This is a genomic window from Actinacidiphila sp. bgisy167 (assembly GCF_057707665.1).
In genome coordinates, this window is sequence record NZ_JBYIQP010000011.1 from 18437 (window position 1) to 37399 (window position 18963).

At 69.9% G+C, this 18963-nt stretch carries 8 protein-coding genes; 6 read left to right on the plus strand and 2 right to left on the minus strand.

The window, feature by feature from the left end:
• Window positions 1-234: 234 nt before the first annotated feature.
• Window positions 235-8709, minus strand: coding sequence for a hypothetical protein (locus tag AC3ET4_RS06640; protein ID WP_431946915.1), 8475 nt, complete (start codon window positions 8707-8709; stop codon window positions 235-237).
• 791 nt (window positions 8710-9500) lie between these two features.
• On the opposite strand from AC3ET4_RS06640, the gene AC3ET4_RS06645 reads away from it, so the two are divergent.
• Both AC3ET4_RS06645 and AC3ET4_RS06650 read left to right on the plus strand, forming a co-directional pair.
• A complete protein-coding gene (locus AC3ET4_RS06645) occupies window positions 9501-10103 on the plus strand; it encodes an ABC transporter ATP-binding protein C-terminal domain-containing protein (protein ID WP_431946917.1) in 603 nt (200 codons plus the stop codon).
• Window positions 10096-10569 carry an ATP-binding cassette domain-containing protein gene (locus AC3ET4_RS06650; RefSeq protein WP_431946919.1) on the plus strand — a complete coding sequence of 158 codons (474 nt, stop codon included), beginning with the start codon at window positions 10096-10098 and terminating at the stop codon, window positions 10567-10569. Before AC3ET4_RS06645 ends, AC3ET4_RS06650 begins: the two co-directional genes overlap by 8 nt.
• A gap of 130 nt (window positions 10570-10699) precedes the next feature.
• Here AC3ET4_RS06650 and AC3ET4_RS06655 read toward each other — a convergent pair whose 3' ends face one another.
• Window positions 10700-11290: a TetR/AcrR family transcriptional regulator gene (locus tag AC3ET4_RS06655; RefSeq protein ID WP_431946921.1), complete on the minus strand. Its 591-nt coding sequence runs from the start codon at window positions 11288-11290 to the stop codon at window positions 10700-10702.
• A gap of 123 nt (window positions 11291-11413) precedes the next feature.
• On the opposite strand from AC3ET4_RS06655, the gene AC3ET4_RS06660 reads away from it, so the two are divergent.
• The 4 genes from AC3ET4_RS06660 to AC3ET4_RS06675 all read left to right on the plus strand — a co-directional run bounded on the left by AC3ET4_RS06660 (window position 11414) and on the right by AC3ET4_RS06675 (window position 18961).
• A complete protein-coding gene (locus AC3ET4_RS06660) occupies window positions 11414-12142 on the plus strand; it encodes an SDR family oxidoreductase (RefSeq protein ID WP_431946923.1) in 729 nt (242 codons plus the stop codon).
• Window positions 12143-12449: 307 nt separating this feature from the next.
• Window positions 12450-13898: an MFS transporter gene (locus AC3ET4_RS06665; protein WP_431946925.1), complete on the plus strand. Its 1449-nt coding sequence runs from the start codon at window positions 12450-12452 to the stop codon at window positions 13896-13898.
• 420 nt (window positions 13899-14318) lie between these two features.
• Window positions 14319-14801 carry a transposase family protein gene (locus AC3ET4_RS06670; protein WP_431946927.1) on the plus strand — a complete coding sequence of 161 codons (483 nt, stop codon included), beginning with the start codon at window positions 14319-14321 and terminating at the stop codon, window positions 14799-14801.
• A 767-nt stretch (window positions 14802-15568) separates the two neighbouring features.
• Window positions 15569-18961 (plus strand): S8 family peptidase, encoded by a 3393-nt coding sequence (locus AC3ET4_RS06675; protein WP_431946929.1) that lies wholly within the window; start codon window positions 15569-15571, stop codon window positions 18959-18961.
• The last annotated feature ends 2 nt before the right edge of the window (window positions 18962-18963 follow it).

Genomic DNA, 18963 nt, shown 5'->3' on the forward strand with positions numbered 1-18963 from the left:
GCCGGCGAGGTCGTCTGCGGGACCAACGTACGACGATCGGCCTATTGGTGCTGGCTGCGCTGCGGCGCAACGGCGGACGAATGAGGTTTTCTCAGCGAAATGATCTACGCGAAACGGCGTGAGCCGCCGCATGTGCGAGCGATCGACGCACCACCGCAGACCCACCCTGAGCCGGATTCCGGCGACTGGTGCCGACGCATGCGGCCGTCACCAGTCGCCGGGGGCCGAGCCCCGTCAGGAGGACGGGCAGAAATTCACCTCCGGGCCGTCCCCTCCCAGTCGGACCCGGATGGTGGCCTGCAACGCGTTCGCCGCGTGGCTGATGGCCGCCGACACCGCGCCCACGTGCTGGACGTCGACGACGAGGGTCACGACCCCCGGCGTCCGGGAACCCCAATGTCCAGCGATGTGCTTCGCCAGGTCGCCGCCCAGGGTGGCCATCGCACCGGCATCGTCTGTGGCGGCACCCAGGGCCGCGAGGATGCGGTCCAGGTGCAGGACCAGCAGCTCGGAAGGCACCGCCGGCCCGGCCGCGTCCGCCTCCACGACGGGCGGTTCCTCGGAGACACGGCCCGCGCCGGTCGCCCGCACCAGCCCCTTCGCGGCGCCGCCGGGCTCCGGCACCCGGCCCCACGACCGCAGGGAGCTGTGCGCGAGGGACCGCTCTGCGGACCCCGCGGTGCGATCCTCGCGCAGTTGACTCAACCTATCCCCATGCGACGGGGTTTCCTCGGGCGCCTCCCGCGCGGCGCCGGTAGCCGCAGGCCCGCCCGCGACGTCGAGGGAAACCGGTCGCGGCGCGTCCAGGAAGGCCATGGCGGATCCCTGACCGGTGCGCGCCGGTTCCGCGGCTTCAGCCCGCGTCCCGACGAAGGGGCCGGGGGGCGCTTCGGCCGTGTGCCGGTCCTTCCGGGGGTGCGCTTCCGCCTCGGGCAAGGCGGCTTCTTGCGCGGTAAGCGGCACGTCCTCACGGCTCGCGGACACGGGCGCCCCGTCAGCCGGACCGGTGCGAACACCCGCCTCTGGTTCGGTTACCTCCTCGATCGGGCGGCCCTGCCCGAAGAGCGCCCCGCCGTCGGCGTCAAGGAAGCGGTTGTCCCACCACTGGTCGAAGACGACGTCCGCATACGAGGCTGATGCCTGGTGGGGCTTCACGGTCGCGACGTGGCCGGGTACGGGGTACTCCGCCAGCTTGAGGTTGAGGACCTGCACACGGGAGTCGGACAGGACAGTCCGCTTGAGCTCCTTCTTGAACGCCGCTACGTCATCGAGCAGGGCGTCCTGGGACACGACCTCGTCGGCCAGTTGCGTGATCTGCGTCCGCAAGGACTCTCGAAGCCCGTTGACCATGCTGTCATCGGTGTTCGCCATTCCGATGAAAGCCGTGTGACCCCCTTGCGGTCCGACCTTGCTCGTGGCGGCTGCGGTGCGGATGGAGACCGGTGGCGCGGTGGCCATGGACGAGGTGAGGTAGCGGGTGGTGTGCGGGTCGTGGGTGCCGGGTTCCTCCCGTAGATCCTCGGCCGGTCGCCGTGCCGGGTGGAGCAGCTCACGGTCCTGTGTGGAGGTGCCGGTTACGCGGGCTGTGCGCTCGGGGGGTGTGGTCGGCTCCTGTGCCGACGTGTCCGCCTGGGACGCCGGGTCCACAAACGGGACGGTGCTACCGGGCCACCGGGCGGGACCCGCGGCCAGCGAGGACAGAGGTACGCTGACCAGTCCCTCGCCGGCGGTCTGACGGAACTGGACGAGATCGTGTGCCAGTCCGGGCAGGTGTCCCTCGGCTTGCGTCTGCTGATTACCGTGCCGCGTCTGGTCATCGCGGGACGTGCCGATGTTCTTGTCCAGCTCGGCCAGCCGTTCGTTGTGCTTGTCGCGGGCCCGAGTCGCCGGTCCGTGGCGGCGCTCGGCCGCATCCAGCCGCTCCTGAGCCGAGTTGAGTTCGCCCGAAAGCCCGCGAGTCTCCTCCTTGCCGGCTTCGGCGCCGGTCAGCCCCTGCTCAGCGGCGTCGTCGTCGAGCTTCCGCTTGGCGGCGGCGAGCTTGTCGAACTCCTCCTTGGCGGCGTCGAACTCTTTCTGGGCGGCCGTGAACTCGTCGTCAATGGCGGTCTGCTGCTCCGCGAGCGACTTCCTCTCGCCGAGCAGCTTCTCTTCCGCAGCACGAGCTTCTCGCTGCTTGCCGGCACTCTCAGTGATCGTCCCGACCTCGGCCGCGAACTTCTCATAGGCACCGGCGACCCGGGCATCGGCGGTTATGAGCGACCCGGTGCGATCGAAAAGCCAGTACTGCCAACCGGCCTCGGTACGGAACACGAGCTCCACGTCGCGGTCGGCGGTGACGGCGGTCCGGGATGCCGCGTACAGGGCCCGTCCCAGCAGTTTCGCGCCGCCCTCGGCGCCGGGGGCGAGCCACAGCTGAACGCCCTGCCGGTCGGCCGGGTCGAGTCGCCGGGCCAGTGCCTCCGGCAGGTCGGCCAGCGGATGGGTGGCCCAGTTCCGCAGGTGCTGCTCGGGTTGGTCGGCGAGCATCGACCGCACGTCGTACACGTTCCGCGAGGTACGCTCGTCGGTGACGCCGAAACCGAGAACGTCCCGCTCCAGCAGCCGTGTCACCGCGCTGCCGGTGACGTGCCGTACGCCTTCCGGGCCGGCGACCGTGATGACCATGTCCACGGTTGCCTCGTAGGTGCGGTTGCCCGGCTCCTTACCCGTCAGCGGCAGGGGTCCTCCGACAGCGGGGCCGAGCTTGAACCACTCCCGGCGATGGCTCATGGTGCCCGAACTCAGACTCTGACTGATCGGCTGCTGCGCCAGCAAAGGCACCGTCGCGCCCACGGTGTGCGACATACCGGCGTCGTAGGCGGTCTGCACGTTCAGCGCGGCTGCATTGCCGGCCGTGGTGGTACTGCCGGCGGCTGTGGCGGGGATGTGCAGCCGGTCGAGGGTGACACCGCCCGCGTCGGTGATGCGCCGGGGGTTGTAGACGGCGATCTGCAACGTGGCGGGGGCTTCCTGCGGCTCCTCCCCGGGATAGGCACCCGGCATGGAGCTGGTCATGCTGACCGAACGGGGAAGGTCGAGGCTGATCTTCCCGGCCTGGATGAGTTCCCCGAAGCGTACGGCGACGGTCTCCGCGGAGGAGGAGGCGGACAGCTGCTGCCAGTCGCTGGACAGCCGTGGTGCGACCTCGTGCAGGGCCTGGACGAGCTCGGTGTGGAAGTTGACGTGGAACACCGGAGTGGGCCCGGTGGGTACGAGGCGCAGGCCGTCGGCGATGCGGTTCTCCCCCGGAGTGGCATGCGGCGTTTCGGCCGGATGGCGGGTCGAGACACCGGGCGCCAGGAGATCGATCTCTTGTGCGGGCTTGGCCGTTTCCTCGGCCGGGAACCTCAGGCCGAGGCGCACCGGTACCGTCGCGGTGCGCACCGGCCGGCCGTTCAGCATCCGCTGCGCCCAGGCGGACACGCTCGTCCCGTCGCTCGCGTAGGCGCGGATGCCCTCTTCGGGCACTCCGGTGATGACGTTGGGCGGCCACTCGGTGACGAGTTCGGAGCGCACCTCGCCGATGTAGTTGTACAGGACCACGAACTGTGCCGCGGTTTCGGTGCGAAACCAGAAGCGCTGCTCATCGGTCGCGGAGACCCTGGCGGTCTGGGAGCGCGTGGCGCTGAGGGAGAGGGCGGGAGCGGTCCGGTCCGTCCGGGTGTCCTCGGCGGGGCGCAGGTAGTTGGCGTTGGGGGTGACCGTGGTGTTGTGCTGGCGGGTGGTGGTGACGCTTCGCGTGGTGTTCGCCGGGGCATGCAGGTGCATCTGCTCCATGCCGCTGCCGAGGGCCCCCGCGTTATAGCCGCGCACGGTGCGCAGGCCGGCGGCGTCCTGGCTCGGCTTGGCACTCAGTGCGACTTCCACCAGGCGGGCACGGCCGTAGGCCACGTGGCGGAAATGGAACCGCAGAACGCCCGCGGGGCCGCGGCCGGCCAGCACGCGCAGGGCGCTCGGCGACGTGGCGTCGGCGATCCTGGCCATCACACCGGGCATATAGGACGCATGACCTGGCTGCGTGGCACCCGGCGCCTCCTGTTCCACCAGGTCGGTCAGGACCCGGCGCAGCCGGTCGCGCTGTTCGTACAGGCGACCGGTGACCGGGTCCGGGGCGTCGCTGAGCTGCGTGACCGACAGGACGCTCGCCGAGCCGAGCTCGCGCGTATGGACGAACCGTTCCGGCAGGGGGAGATCAGCGAGAGGCCGTTGGGGCGGGGTCAGGCCGTCGACGTTCCGGAACCACCGCTCGTAGTCCAGCAGTTGTGCCGCGCTCATCATGAACTGGACCCCGCGCGGCAGGTCGACGGCGACCGTGACCGGCGGCGCGCTTCCGAGGTTCACCGTGTTGCCGACCACGTTCCGGGTTCCCCGGCGGACGGTGAGGAGGATCGTCGCGTCGGCGCCCATGCGGTATTGGGTGCCGCTCTCGGTCGGCAGCCGCATCACGCCGGTGGTCGACGTGAGCGTGTCGCTCTGCTCCGTCCGTCGGGTCTGGCCGTACCGCGCGGAGGAACCGGGCAAAGCTGACGGCTTGCCCTGGCCGGCGGCGTGACCGGGAACGACTCGGGGAGCCGACTGCTGCGCGTTGAGCGCGATCGCGGTCTGGTGCCCGCTCGACTTGCTCAGGTGCTGCGACGCGGTGTCCATGGCACCGAGGTCCGTCTCGAAGTACTGGCCTCCGGTGCTGATGTGCTTCGGCTGGTGCAGATAGCCCTGGAGCTCGATCGAGATTTCCTCGTCGGAGGCCAGGCCCGGCAGGGTCAGTCCCTCCACGACGTAGGAGCCGCTGAAGATCTGGTGGGCGCGGGCGGTCAGGTTGGCCGTGCTCAGCACGGCGTGCAGAGCCTCGGCGGCGGACGTGGTCTGGTCGTGCGCCGCGGCTCCGACCAGTTTCCGCGAAAACCAGTTCGCAGCCGTGGCCAGGGGCTGCGGAGTCCATGCGGCAGCGGTCTGCCGCACTGCCCCGAGCGTTCCGTGCTGCGTACTCGCACCCGGCTGGGTACCCGTGATGATCTGGTGGAACGCGTCCCTCAGCGCGGCCGAGGCATGCATCGTGTCGACGATGGCGTCGTCGGGGAGCCTGGTCGCCCCCGGGACGGTGCTGCCCGCCTCGTCCGTCATGGCCAGGCGGCGCTCGTCGTTCCGGTCGGACGCACGGATCCTCGGGGCCGGAAGGGCGGCCTCGTCCGGTCGCGTCGGCTCGATCGTACGCCGACGCGGCACCAGGAGCGTGATGCTTCCGGGCACGGTGTGCGCTGCGGCGCCTTGTTCCGCGGCGTCCGTCCGGTCTCCAGCGACGGGCTCGGCGAACCGCACCGTGGGGTCGCTGCTCGTCGCTTCGTAGACGTCGAGCGCGAACCGCGCCGGGATCCGGAAGGACTCGACGCTCTGCTCCTGGTCGTCGTAACCCCCCACCGAGGAGTTTCGGTAGAACTGGTCCTGGCTGAGACCGGCGCCGACGGTGGACGTGTGTCCGGTCTGCCGGGAGTGGGTGTAGTCGAGGCTGGGGCCGAGCGTCCACGGCTTGCCGGCCGTCCCGACAGGGAGCTTCGGACCGCCGCCGACGCCGGCCTGCCAGCCGTAGCTGTAGCCGTGCTGCTGGGAGCCGCCGACGCTGAACGTCGACATGCCGATGAGGTGGATGTCGGGCAGGTGTCGCACATGCCGGGTGGGCTTGCTGACGTCCCGGGACGCCGACAGCCGGAGCTGCACCCGACGTGTCCCGCCGGCGGCGCCGGGCTGGTCGAAGTACAGCGTCTGCCCGCCGTCGACCATGTTGTCGACCGCGGAGCGCAGACCTGCCCAGGAACGCGCCTGCTCGAAACGGCGCAGGTTCGCCAGCTGGGCCTGCACCCGCGCCTCGCTGAAGGGCCACCACGCTGTCGGCGTGGCCGGCGGCAGAAAACCCTCCCGGCGCAGCCACTTCTCGGCCCGGTCGAACAGGACCTCCGTTCCCTCCACCTTGAAAGGAGCCGCGGACACTCCGACACTCTGGAGATGCTCCAACTCCGCCGGCAATTTCCGCAGGGTGGTGGCGGGGTCAGGCACCTCCCCGCGTGCGGACTTCGCGTTGAGAACGCGCAAGTGCATTCCGTTTTCCCAGGGCCCGAAGTCGTGTGTGACGAAGCCGCCACGGGCACGGATGAGGGTGACGGTGTGCCTCACCTGGGCCGGGACGAGTGACTGGTCCCGGTTGCTGCGCACGGAGTGCATCATGACGGCCGAGCCGCCCGAGGCGAGCGAGTCGCTGGTCTGCCACTTCCCGCCGAGTTTGCCAAGAGCGCCACCCGTGATCACCGGTTGGCGGGCAGAGGTCAGCGACGGGCCCGCGCTGCCGTCGAGACTCAGACCGCTGGACACCTTGGCCGAGCTGTCCACCCTCGTGATCTGCTGGAGGTGGCTTTCCAGGATGACCTTGCGCTTGGTACCGGAGACGGCCTTGCCGGGGACGACTTCGGTGGTCAGCTGGAACACCCCGATCGCCCGGCCGCTGCCGTCCAGCAGGGTCGGCGACAGCACGCCGCCTTGCCGCTGCATCTGGATCGTGCCCCGGAGAGCCGATTCGGAGAAGAACGCCTGCACATCCTTCGCCGAGGTCTCTGACATGCCCGCCAGCTCGGTCGCGAACTTCCGCCGCACCCCGAGCAGCAGTCTGGCGGGGTCCCTGACGTCTTCCACGCCCCATACCGGCAGGTCGTCAAGGTCTGCGGGCCTGGGCGGCTCCTCCGCGGAGTCGGTGTAAAGGTGTTCAGGGAACCAGATGGTGACCGGGCCGTGCTCCGCCTTGTCCCATGCCGTCGGCGCGTTGGAAGCGGAGCCGTCGGTGCGCACCTCCCAGACGGACTGGAAGTCGACAGGCCGGAACAGTTCACGTCCGCGCAGCACGCCGTACGACAGCACACCGTTGGTGACCACGGTCGACAGCGACAGCTCGTTGTGCGTGAGGCCGAGCGAAAGCCCGGCGTCGATCCCCTTGACCAGTGCTGCTGCGTGAACGGGGAACGAAGCGGACCAGGGCACCGACACCGTGCGGACCGTACCCGCGGACACGCCGTTGGCCGACTCCTGTATCCCGAGGGCGCGCCGTTCCACGCGCGCTGAGGGGTCCTCCTCCAGGTCGGTGGCCCCGTACCGCTGCGAGGCCGTCGGAGACGTCAGCGCCATCCGAACGTCCACACTGTGTTCCCGACCCGCCACCTGAACCATGACCCGGTGGCCGGTACTGCCCCGCAAATACGGCATGTGCACGCTGAGTTCTTCGGCGCTCAGCCGGTCGCGCAGCTGCGTCATCACCTGGTCGTGTTCAGCCGCCGACGCCTGGATACCCAGAGTCCTCATGACGTGCTGATGCAGTCCGTCGACCACAGGAGCCGGGATCGGCTCGATGTTCGTCATGCCGATGATGCCGTCGTGCCGGGAGCCGTAGTTCCGGATGTAGGCGGAGAGCTCCGCGGACCAGCTCCTGGGGGCCTGGCTGACGTCCCAGCGATCGTCCCGCTCGTCGACGTGCGGCAGGACTTCGTACGCCGCCTTGCCGGGGAACTCGGCGAGCGGCTTCAGGGGGTGACTGCGCACGACGGGACCGGAGTCGGCGACCTCTTCGAAAATCCTCAGGTCGTCCTCCGTCACGACCACGTCGGGCAGCTCGTCGGTACGCGCCATCACACCGCGGTCGTCGGCTCTCCCGGCCAGCCTGCGGAACAGCGAGTTGTCGTCCTGGGCCCGGTCCGGCAGACCCGCGTAGTGCATCACCTCGTGCAGCACGGTGGCGTCGTTCACGTTCCGGAGCCGCTGCGCTGCCTCCGCAGTGGCCGACGGAACGACGGCGTGCAGACGGAAGTGCAGTTGGTCGGAGGGGGCGGGGCCGGTGGTCCTGCTCAGCTCGATCGCCTCGGGGTGCTCCGGGGCGAGGGTGAACGACAGGTCGAAGTGGACCTGGTCACCCGAACCAGGCAACGTGAGACCGCGGTTGACATGGCGGTCCAGCAGCTCGCGCATCCGGTTCTGGAAATCATCCAGCTGTTCGGGGCCGAACCCCTGGCCGAGCCGTACCGGAAGGTTGAGGGAGAGACTGCGCACCCAGCGCCCGTCGTACGCCTGGATCCGACCGATCCACATCCGGATGAGAGTCATGCGGCCGTGCAACCTGCCCGGCGCCTGCTGGGACGGATCCCGTCCGGGATCGAACCTCTCGGTGCGCAGCAGCGCGGCAGGAGCGTCCTGCCGACGGGACCGCCACTGCTCGGGACGGATCGGCTCGCGCGACGGAACCGCCGGACGCGGCGCGACGGCCTCCTCGGAAACGGGTCCGGCCGGCTTGGCCGCAGGGGTGCGGTCGACCACCTCGGCGCGTGTCTCCGGCGCGGCGGCGCTCCCCGTCCCTTGCGGCCAGTCCTGTCGGGGGGCGGCCAGCAGCCGTTCGTCCAGCCTCTCCCGAGTCAGATCGGTGAGGCGGTGGGACGGAATCCGCACGAGTGCCCGTAGGGCCTGCTCTCGCGTCAGCCCTAGGGGCGGATGCGCCACCACGTCCCGGTACACCTCGATCACCGCGTGGGCATCTGCCGCGAAGCCATCGAATGCGGAGATGTCAAGGCTTCCCGTCCCTGCGAGGACTTCATGCAAAGACGCGGGCAGCCCGAAGCAGATCCGGTCGAGGGCGCGGGGACTCACCGATCGTTCCTTTCACGGTGGACGATGGGGCGGGATCGTCTCCCGAAAGACAGGGCTCGGTGGGCGATCCGTCCACCGCGACCAGCCCAGCCTGAAGCCCGTACGACTCTGTCTACGCGGGTCCTCCTCCGGGTTCCAGCCGAGGGAGCGCTTTTTAACGCTTTCCGAGCGCGGGGCATCGAACGGGGAAACCGAGGTGGAACGGCCCAAGGGTCGGGGTCACGCTCCTGCGCGATGATCGCGCTGGCACGTCCCCTCCCGCGGTGGCGGCGGCGCTTCGCCTGGAACGCCTCCCGGCCGGCTTCGCCACGGCACGCTGGGGGCGACGACATAACCTTCTCGCCGCTGCCGAGGCGTATGCAGTCGCCGGGCTGCACTGTCTTGGACGCGAAATGTGCACGCCCGCGAATGAGGTCGGCGAGCACGTCCCGCAGAGCCGGCACGACGGCGAGACCGCCCACGCCGAGGGCGGTGGTCAGGGGCGTGACCGAGATGCCCAGGGTCTGCTCACGAAGATCGCCGCGGAGGCGGCGACCGCGGAGCGGGACAGCGCCGGCGATGCGGGGGGGCAGTGGGTCGCAGCGGACTTTCGGTTGCGGGCCCGCTGCCGGCACCGGGCCGGCGAGGACACCGGGTTCGCCTCGTGCGGGGACGGAGGCGCGACGCCCGCGGCACGCCAACGCGCGTCCGGGCTCCCCTCGGCCACCGGGGGCCCAATGCCGGGCCGTGGTCCAGCCTCCTCCCGCACCGTCGGCACACGGCCCCCCTGCGCCCGACCCGCTTGACGGGATGTGCGGCACGACCGGTCCGGCGCGGCGCGCTTCGAGCCGGGACGGCGCCCAGGTCGGCGCGGTGCTGTCGGGGCGACCCGGCACGCGCGGGCGCACTCCGCCTCCGCGCTGCTGGGCCTGCCCCGTTCGGACCGCGACGAGCGCCTGCTGCGCCACCGCTCGCTGGCCGTCCTGCGGGAACTCGGCGCCGCGGACTGGGCCGGCCGACTGCCCGGGGAACCCCCTACGGGGTGGGCAAGCAGGTCGCGCTCGCCCGGGCGCTGGTCGGCGAGCCGCGGCTGCTGCTGCTCGACGAACCGGCGTCGGGGCTGTCCGAGGACGGCATTGCGCGACCTCGGCGAGGTCATCGCGGGCCTGCGCGAACGGATGGCGGTCGTCCTCGTCGAGCACCACATGGACCTCGTCATGCGGGTCTGCGACCGGGTCCTCGTCCTCGACATCGGCAAGGTCATCGCCCACGGCACCCCGGACGAGGTGCGCGACGGCCGGCTGGTCACCGAGGCGTACCTCGGCGACGAGGTCGGCGAGGGGATCGCGGCGGCGCCGTCCGGCAGCGCCGCACCGGCTTCGGATGGCCCCGGGAAGGAGTCCCCCCGTGCTTGAGGTACGCGAACTCATCGTCTCCTACGGCATGGTGCGGGCCCTGGACGCGGTGTCGATCAGCGTGGACCGGGGCGGAATCACCGCCGTGCTCGGCGCCAACGGCGCCGGCAAGACCACGCTCCTGCGCGTCGTCGGCGGACTCGTCCGGCCCCGCTCCGGCAGCGTCCTGCTCGACGGCGCCGACATCACCGGACTGCCCGCCGAGGAGGTCGTGCGGCTGGGGCTGGCCCATGTGCCCGAGGGCCGCGGGGTCATCACCGAGCTGACCGTCCATGACAACCTTCGCATGGCGTCCTGTGGTGCGAGGAGTTCTCGGTTCCCAGTGCCCGCGGATCGCGGCGGCCAGATCGGCCGGGCCGGCCTGGTGGGCGTCCAGGCTGGTCACGGCGTAGACGCTCTCGCGCTGGCCGGTGGGCGTGCGGCGGCGGTGGACGCGGATGGCCAGGCGGGCGTGGGGAGAACTTGAAGCCGCCCTGGCAGACCAGCGGTCGCTCCACGCCCGCAACCGAACAGCCCGCCCCCATCACCGAAGGCAAGCACTCACGAAGTCAGCCGGTGGATTCGGGCTCAGTGGACCGGTGACCGGACCGCCTGGCTCACGCGCCGATCAAGATGCCGCGGACCGCGGTCAGGAATTCCTCCGACAGCGGGTCTCCGGCCGTGGCCCGCGCCAGCGTGAGTGCTCCCACCATGGCCGCGACATCGAAGACCGCGCGGCGCCTGATGGCTTCGCCGTCACCGTCGGGCACGTCCATGGCCCGTTCGAACTCCACAAGGAAACGCTTCACGCCCTCGACGTACGACCGCCGCAACGCGCTGTCCGCGGCGGCCCGGGTGGCGTCGGTGGCGAAGGCGGTGCCGGCGCATCCGGTTCCGGGCGAGTCGCGGTGCTCGGCCGTCAGGTACTCGTCCAGCAGCCCGGCTCGCCGGCCGGAGACGTCCGTGGTCTCCTCAACGGCCTGGTTCAGCAGGGACAGCAGGCCGTCGAACGACTCCGCGACGGCGAGACCCGTCAGCTCCTCCTTCGACGCGAACTGCTTGTAGAAGCCGCCGTGGGTCAGTCCGGCCGCCGACATGACCTCCTGAACGCTGACCGCGGAGCTCCCGCGTTCACGGAACAGCCTGGCGGCCGCGGTCACCACCTCGTCGCGGTGCTTCGCCGCCTCGGCACGTGTCGCCTTGGCCATGTCCTCCTCCTTCGCCCGAAGCGGATGATCACCGCCTAATTTAAATGGTAACCCTCATCTAAGTTGACATCCCGCCGAACCTCTTAGATTATGGAAGACATCCAACTTTGAAAGGAAGCCCCCGTGAAACTCGAAGACTCCGTGGTCGTGGTGACAGGCGGAAACCGCGGCTTCGGCCAGCACCTCGTGTCGCAGCTCATCGAACGTGGCGCCAAGGTGTACGCTGCAGCCCGCAGGCCGGAAACGGTCCAGACGCCCGGAGCCATCCCGCTCCAGCTGGACATCACCGACCCCGAGTCGGTGGCGGCTGCGGCCAAGACGGCATCCGACGCCACCCTGCTGATCAACAACGCCGGAACCCACAGCCGCGCCCACCTGATGGACGGCGACTTCGAGAGCATCCGTCACGAGATGGAGGTCTCCTACTTCGGGACCCTCAACGTCACCCGCCACTTCGCCCCGGTCATCGAGGGCAACGGCGGCGGCGCGATCCTGAACGTCTGCTCCCAGCTCTCCTGGATCCACTGGCCGGACTACGGCGCCTACAACGGCGCGAAGGCCGCGGAATGGGCCATGACCAACGTGTTGCGGCAGGAGCTGGCCCCGCGCGGAATCCTGGTCTCGGGCCTCTACGTCGGATACATGGACACCGAGATGGTGTCCTACGCCCCGGCCGTCCTGAAGAACGACCCGGCCGCGATCGCTACGCTCACCCTCGACGCGCTCGCGGCCGACGAGCCGGAGATCGTCGCGGACGACATGACCAAGCTGATCAAGCAGAACCTGCCGGCGGCGCCCGGCGAGCTCAACGGCAAGGTCGTCGAGATCCTGACCGGGATCCTGAGCGCCTGAGCGCCTGAGCGCCTGAGCCCACAGTCCGTGGTGGCACGTTCGGGAGCGTGCCACCACGATCCTCGGCAGAATTACAGCGGCGTGCACCGCCCTCCTATCGTCATGCACCTGGCAATGAGTGCACTCGACGGCGGATGCCGCCATCACCGCGGCCCGCCCCTGGACGCAGCGACACGATGCCGCGCGATTGCCGCTTGACGGCCCTGTCGAGTCAACAGGAGTGCATGCCCACGGGCTCGGACCCGGCGGTGCACCGCCTGACGTGACCTCCAGCAGATTCACCATACGCATCTAGGTCGTTGAGCAAATGAACACGAACGAACGTTGGACCCCCCGCGTCTGGGGGACGCTGATTGTCCTCTGCGCCGCACTCTTCATGGACGGCCTCGACCTGTCGATGGTGGGAGTCACCCTTCCCTCCATCGGCCACGATCTGGGCATGTCGACCTCCGCGCTCCAGTGGGTGGTTAGTGGATACGTCCTCGGCTACGGCGGACTCCTGCTGCTGGGCGGCCGGGCCGCCGATCTCATGGGGCGCAGGGAAGTGTTCCTGGTGGCGCTGGGAGTATTCGCGGCCGCCTCACTCTTCGGTGGCCTCGTGGACAGCGGAGGTCTCGTTATCGCCTCCCGCTTCATCAAGGGCGCCAGCGCGGCGTTCACCGCTCCCGCCGCACTGTCCCTGATCGTTACCACCTTCCCCGAGGGCCCGCAGCGGAACAAGGCCCTCGGCATTTTCTCCGCGACCGCGGCGAGCGGATTCTCGCTCGGCCTCGTCATCAGCGGGCTGCTGACCGAAATCGGCTGGCGCTGGGCGTTCTTGCTGCCCTTCCCCATCGCCACCATCGCGTTGTTCGCGGGTATACGGCTCATCCCGCACCAGCCCGCCCCGCCGCGGGCCGAGCGCCGCTATGACAGCGCCGGGGCCATCGTGGGCACCGGCTCGCTCTCCCTGCTCGTCTACACCGTGACCCAGGCTGCCGACGCCGGCTGGGGCAGCGCGAGGACCATCGGGTCACTCGCCGGTGTCGTCGTCATGGCCGTGGCCTTCCTGATCATCGAGTCCCGCTCGGCCGCTCCGCTGGTCAGGCTCGGCATCTTCACGAACGGCAATGTCAGCAGAGCGAATATCGGGGCCCTGCTCTTCTTCGGCGCCTACACCGGCTTCCAGTTCGTGCTGACGCTCTATCTGCAGGACCTGCTGGGCTGGTCCGCCCTCACGGTGGCCATGGCACTGCTCCCTAGCTCACTGATGGTCATCCTGGGATCCACCCAGATGCCCCGGCTGTTCGCGCGGTTCGGCCCGGCCAAGATCATGGCCGGCGGATTCATCGCCTACGTGGCCGGCTACGCGCTGCTCCTGAGGATCGGGCTGCAGACCTCCTATGCGCCGGTCCTCCTGCCGTCCGTCGTACTCGTCGGGATCGGATTCGTCCTCTGCTTCTCGTCGAGCACGGTTGCCGGCACCATGAACGTCCGCGACGAGGAACAAGGCCTCGCCTCGGGCCTGGTCCAGACGTCCCTCCAGATCGGCGGCGCGATCGTGCTCGCCGTTGTCACCGCGGTCGTCACCTCGGGAAGCCACGGTGCGGCCGATGCACATGGTCAACTGGAGGGTTACCGCACCGGGATCGCGGTGGTCGTGGGCGTCGCCCTACTCGGATTCGTCATCAGCCTGTTCGGTGTGATCACGGAACAACGCAGCCGGATCGCACCCCACCCCGAGTCCGCGGACGCGGCCTCGCTCCCGGTCGGCTGATTTCCCGCTCGCGGGGCACGCATCCCCGACCGAGCGCATGCGCCGGGTGGCGCCGCCCTGGTCGACGCGGTTCTGTTCGCTTCGGCTTGCGGGAGTCACCACAGCGCACCGATGCTCCTGCTTCTGCTCGGTGCCCCCGATGTCGTCGTGGGCGATCACGGGCTGGGAACCGGGCGGCTCGGGCGTGCCAGACGGAGAATGTCGAAGGGCCCCACCGCGACCGGTGGGGCCCTTCGACAACGTGCCCGGTGAGGCACTGGCGGAGGATATCAGGGCGGCTTCAAGTTCCGCGCTCGCGGTAGTTGTTGCGTGAGGGGTAGACAGCAGTGCAGGCACGAGCTTGGTGATCATTGTGGTGTCTTACGCCCGATGATCATGAGGTGGCCCGTGCCTGCCGCTGTATCTTCTCCGATCCCTGCCGTGCCGGGGAAGCTGGGTCCGCTGAACGTCGGCCAGGTCGCCGACCTGCGTCCCTACTTCGACTCGATCCCCGACCCGCGCTCGCGGCGGGGCCGGCGGTACTCGCTGACGTCGATCCTGCTGGTGTGTGCCTGCGCGGTTGTCTCGGGTGCCAAGAGCATCGACGAGCTCGCCGAATGGGGTGCGAGGGCCTCGGGCAGGCTGCTGGCGGCCCTGGGTATCCGCCGTCATCTGCTCGGGTGGCGGCGCACCCCCTCGCCCGTGACGATCGGGCGCGTGCTGGGCGCCGTGGACGGTGATGCCCTGGACCGGGCGGTGGGCGCCTACCTGACCGACCGGCACCACGCCGCCACCGGCGCCGCGACCAAGGCCACGGGGCAGCCGACGGCGCCCGCACCCGGGCGGCTGCGCGTCCTCGCCCTCGACGGCAAAACACTCCCGATCCTGGGCATCACCACTGACACGGACACCTACGGAACTTGATCAAGCCCTGGGGGCCGCCGAGAAATAAGTCGTGTGGAGAAGCTCTTGACGGCGCAGCTCAGACTGGGTGTTCACCGAGGAGTTATTTTTCGGCAGCTCCCTGGCCGGATGCCCCTGCCGACGGCATCCCGGCGTCCTGAACACCCAGGGTGCGATGCCGGGTGCCGCCCCTGGTGTGGTGGCACTCGGCGCCGCGCGGCCGCGAGAGGGGACGGGCGGGCCCGATGGCGAGTAGCCCGCCATATCGAACTCTCCAAACTCCGCTTGCAGGATGGGCTGTTGGGGCCGATACCGGTCCCGACACCCCGCCGGGCGCCGAGCCACGGGGAACCGTAATGCATGGCATAACCGGCCCACGGTCGCGGGCAACTCCTCCCCCGTGCATTCGGCCGGCGCTTCCCCACATGATCACCCCCATCCGGACGAAAGGACCCTGCGGAGACATCGCCTTATGGCAGACGACGCCATCACCTCGCGGATGTCATGAGATCTTCCCCCTAGCACACCGGTCTCCGTCGCCGGCGTCCGACGGTGACAGCGCAGGCCGCACACGGTCTGTGCCTGTCTAGCCGGATAGCGAGCGAGTTGGGGTCGAAAGTGCGGAAATTCCGTTCACAATACAGCAGTCCACCGTCCTTACACCTTCCGTCAATTCGATTTCAACCCGTTGACTTCCTCTCGGGACCGGTGCTTCGCTGTGCGGCGCGCACCCCAAGCCCACCGTGATATCCACGCGCCGGCGCGGGGTGAACGAGTGAGAGGAAACCGTGAAATTCACGTCCAAGAGACCTGCCGTCGGCACGGTCTTGGGAATCAGCATGCTGCTGGTCGCCGCCACCCCGTCGGCGTCCCTTGCACTTTCCGGCCCCACCGCAACGGCGTCGTCACCCGCGCCGTTCCCCGCCTCGGCGTCGGTCCCGGCCTTCCCCGCGGACTCCACGTCCACGGGTGCCGCGGCCGCCACCGGCGGACAGCGGTGGATCCCGCTGGTCACCGGCGACCGGATAGCGGTGAACGCGAAGGGCGAGATCGTCGGCGCGCGTCCCGCCAAGGGCCGGGAGGGCATCCCCATCCGGGTGGAGTCCCGTGACGGCCACACCTACGCCCTGCCCGACGACGCCCGGGACCTGGTCCGCAGCGGCCGGGTGGACCGGCGTCTGTTCGACATCACCACGCTGAGCTCGCCGGCCTACGCCGACCGCCGCGACCTGCGGCTCATCGTGATGTACGACGCGGCCCGTCCGGCGGCCAGGACGGCCCTGCGCACCGCCGGCGGAGCCGAGGTCCGGCGCACGCTGCCGAGCGTCAACGCCGACGCCGTCGCCGCATCCGCCGACGGCACCGCGGAGCTGTGGTCCGCGGTCACCGAAGGTTCCGCCGACGCCGGGAAGCGCACCGTCGCACCTGGTATCGCCTCGGTGTGGCTGGACAGCGTCGTCCAGGCGAGCCTGGACCGGAGCGTCCCCCAGATCGGCGCTCCCGAGGCGTGGGCCGCGGGCTTCGACGGCACCCGTACGCGCATCGCCGTCCTCGACTCGGGCGTCGACACCACCCACCCGGATCTGGCCGGGCAGGTCGTCGCCGAGAAGAACTTCTCCGACGCGCCGGACACGGGGGACCACTACGGTCACGGCACGCACGTCGCGTCGATCACGGCCGGCACCGGCGCCAAGTCCGGCGGCGTCTACAAGGGGGTGGCGCCAGGAGCCCGCCTGCTCAACGGCAAGGTCCTCGGCGACAGCGGCAGCGGCAGCATGTCGCAGATCATCGCGGGCATGGAGTGGGCCGTCGCCGAGAAGGCGGACGTCGTCAACCTCAGCCTCGGCGGCTACGACTCGCCGGAGGTCGATCCGGCCGAGGCGGCCGTCAACAGGCTGTCGGCCGAGAGCGGGGCGCTGTTCGTCATCGCGGCGGGCAACAACGGCGAGCAGGGAGCCGGAACGGTGGGCTCGCCGGGCAGCGCCGACGCCGCCCTCACCGTCGGCGCGGTCGACAAGCAGGACAAGCTGGCCCCGTTCTCCAGCACCGGCCCTCGCGCCGGTGACGGCGGCATCAAGCCGGACCTGACCGCGCCCGGTGTGGCCATCGGGGCCGCAGCCGCGCACGACAGCTACCTGGCCAGTGTCGCCCCCTCCGTCGCTGACGGCTACATCGCCCTCAACGGCACCTCCATGGCCACCCCGCACGTCGCCGGCGCCGCCGCGATCCTCGCCCAGCAGCACCCCGACTGGACCGGCGACGACATCAAGGACGCGCTGGTCTCCTCGACGACGCCCGGCGGATACACCGCCTTCGAGCAAGGCTCGGGCCGGGTCGACCTGCGCAAGGCGATCAAGCAGACCGTCGTCGCCCGCGAAACCTCCCTCAACTACGGTGTCGCGCAGTGGCCGCACACCGACGACCAGCCGGTCACCAAGGACCTCACCTACCGCAACTCCGGCGACGCCCCGGTCACCCTGAAGCTGACCGTGGACGCCACCGGACCGGACGGAAACCCCGCCCCCGGCGGGATGTTCACCGCTGACGAGCAGGTCACCGTCCCGGCGCACGGCGAGGCGACCGTCAAGGTCACCGCCGACACCCGCCTCGGCGGCGACACCACCGGCGCCTTCACCGGACGGGTCACGGCCACCGGCGACGGGCAGACGGTGGGCACCGCACTGGCCGTGGAGCGCGAGTCCGAGAAGTACACCGTCACGGTCAAGGCCCTCGACCGCATGGGCAAGCCGGCGCCGGCTCCCGCCTGGGACGCCCAGCTGCAGAGTCTGACGGGACCCTCCAGGGGCTCCAACATCGCGCTGGCCGGCGACACGCACTCGGTGCGCGTCCCCAAGGGCCGGTACTTCCTCAACAGCATGGTCCGGGTCGATCCGGAGGGCTCCTACGACAAGGGCGGTGACTGGTTCAACCAGCCCAACCTCGTCGTCGACAAGGACACCACGGTGACGGTGGACGCGCGCACCGCCAAGGCGCTCGACATCACCGTCCCCGACCGCTCCGCCCAGCCCGTCCTCGGCTACTTCAGCGCGGGCATCGAGATGCCCGACGGATTCGGCACCCGTTACGGGGTCTTCACCAACTCCCTCGCGCAGTACCGCACCGGCCACCTCGGCCCCAAGGCCGCCGCGGGCGACCTGCTGACCCAGCAGCTCATGACCACCTTCTCCACCGGCACGGGCGGGCACGACGAGTACCACCTGGTGTACCAGCCGACCGGCGACCGCTACCTCACCGGCTTCACCCACCACGCCAAGGCCCGGGAGTTCGCCGAGGTGACGACGAAGCTCGGAGCGCCCGCAAAGGGCAAGTTCGGGTTCGTCACACCGGTCACCGAGGGCGGCGCCGGCCTCGGCACCGTGCACGCCCTGCCCTACACCGGCACCCTGCACCTGTTCTCGGGGAACCCCTCGTGGCAGCTGGGCTTCATGCAGACCGACGCGAACGACTCCTACGAGTCCTCTTACGACGCGCTGCCGCGGACGTTCAAGCCCGGGCGCTCCTACGAGCACGTCTTCAACGTCGGTGTCTTCGGGCCGGATCTACCGGAGGACGCCGGACTCGTCGGATTCATCCGGGCCGACGAGGCGATCGACGGTCGGCTGCCGCTCTTCTCGGACAGCGAGGGGAACACCAGCGACAACAACGCACCGGTCGAGAGCGCGCGGACGTCCCTCTACCGCAACGGTGAGCTGGTCAGCACCAGCATCTACCCGATGGACGTCTTCTACATCGCGGAGAACGAGCGGGCCGACTACCGGGTCACCGTCTCGGTCAACCGCGGCGCGGTAGCCGACGTGTCCACGAGCATGACCGCGAGCTGGACGTTCTCCTCCGAGTTCGCCCCGGGGATCACCAAGCTCCCGACCTCCGTCGTGCGCTTCACCCCCGTACTGTCCCTCGACAGCACGGGCAAGGCCGGCGCGAAGGTCTGGGTGCCGGTCACCGTCCGCGGCACCGCCGCGGGCGGGAACCTCAAGTCCCTGAGCGTGTGGGCCTCCTACGACCAGGGAGCCCACTGGCAGAAGCTGAGCGTGCGCGACGGCCGGGTCCGGGTCACCAACCCGAAGGCCGGCGGCAGTGTCTCGTTCAAGGCGCAGGCCGTGGACAAGCAGGGCAACACCGTCGACGAGACCATCGTCGACGCCTACCGGACGAAGTAGCC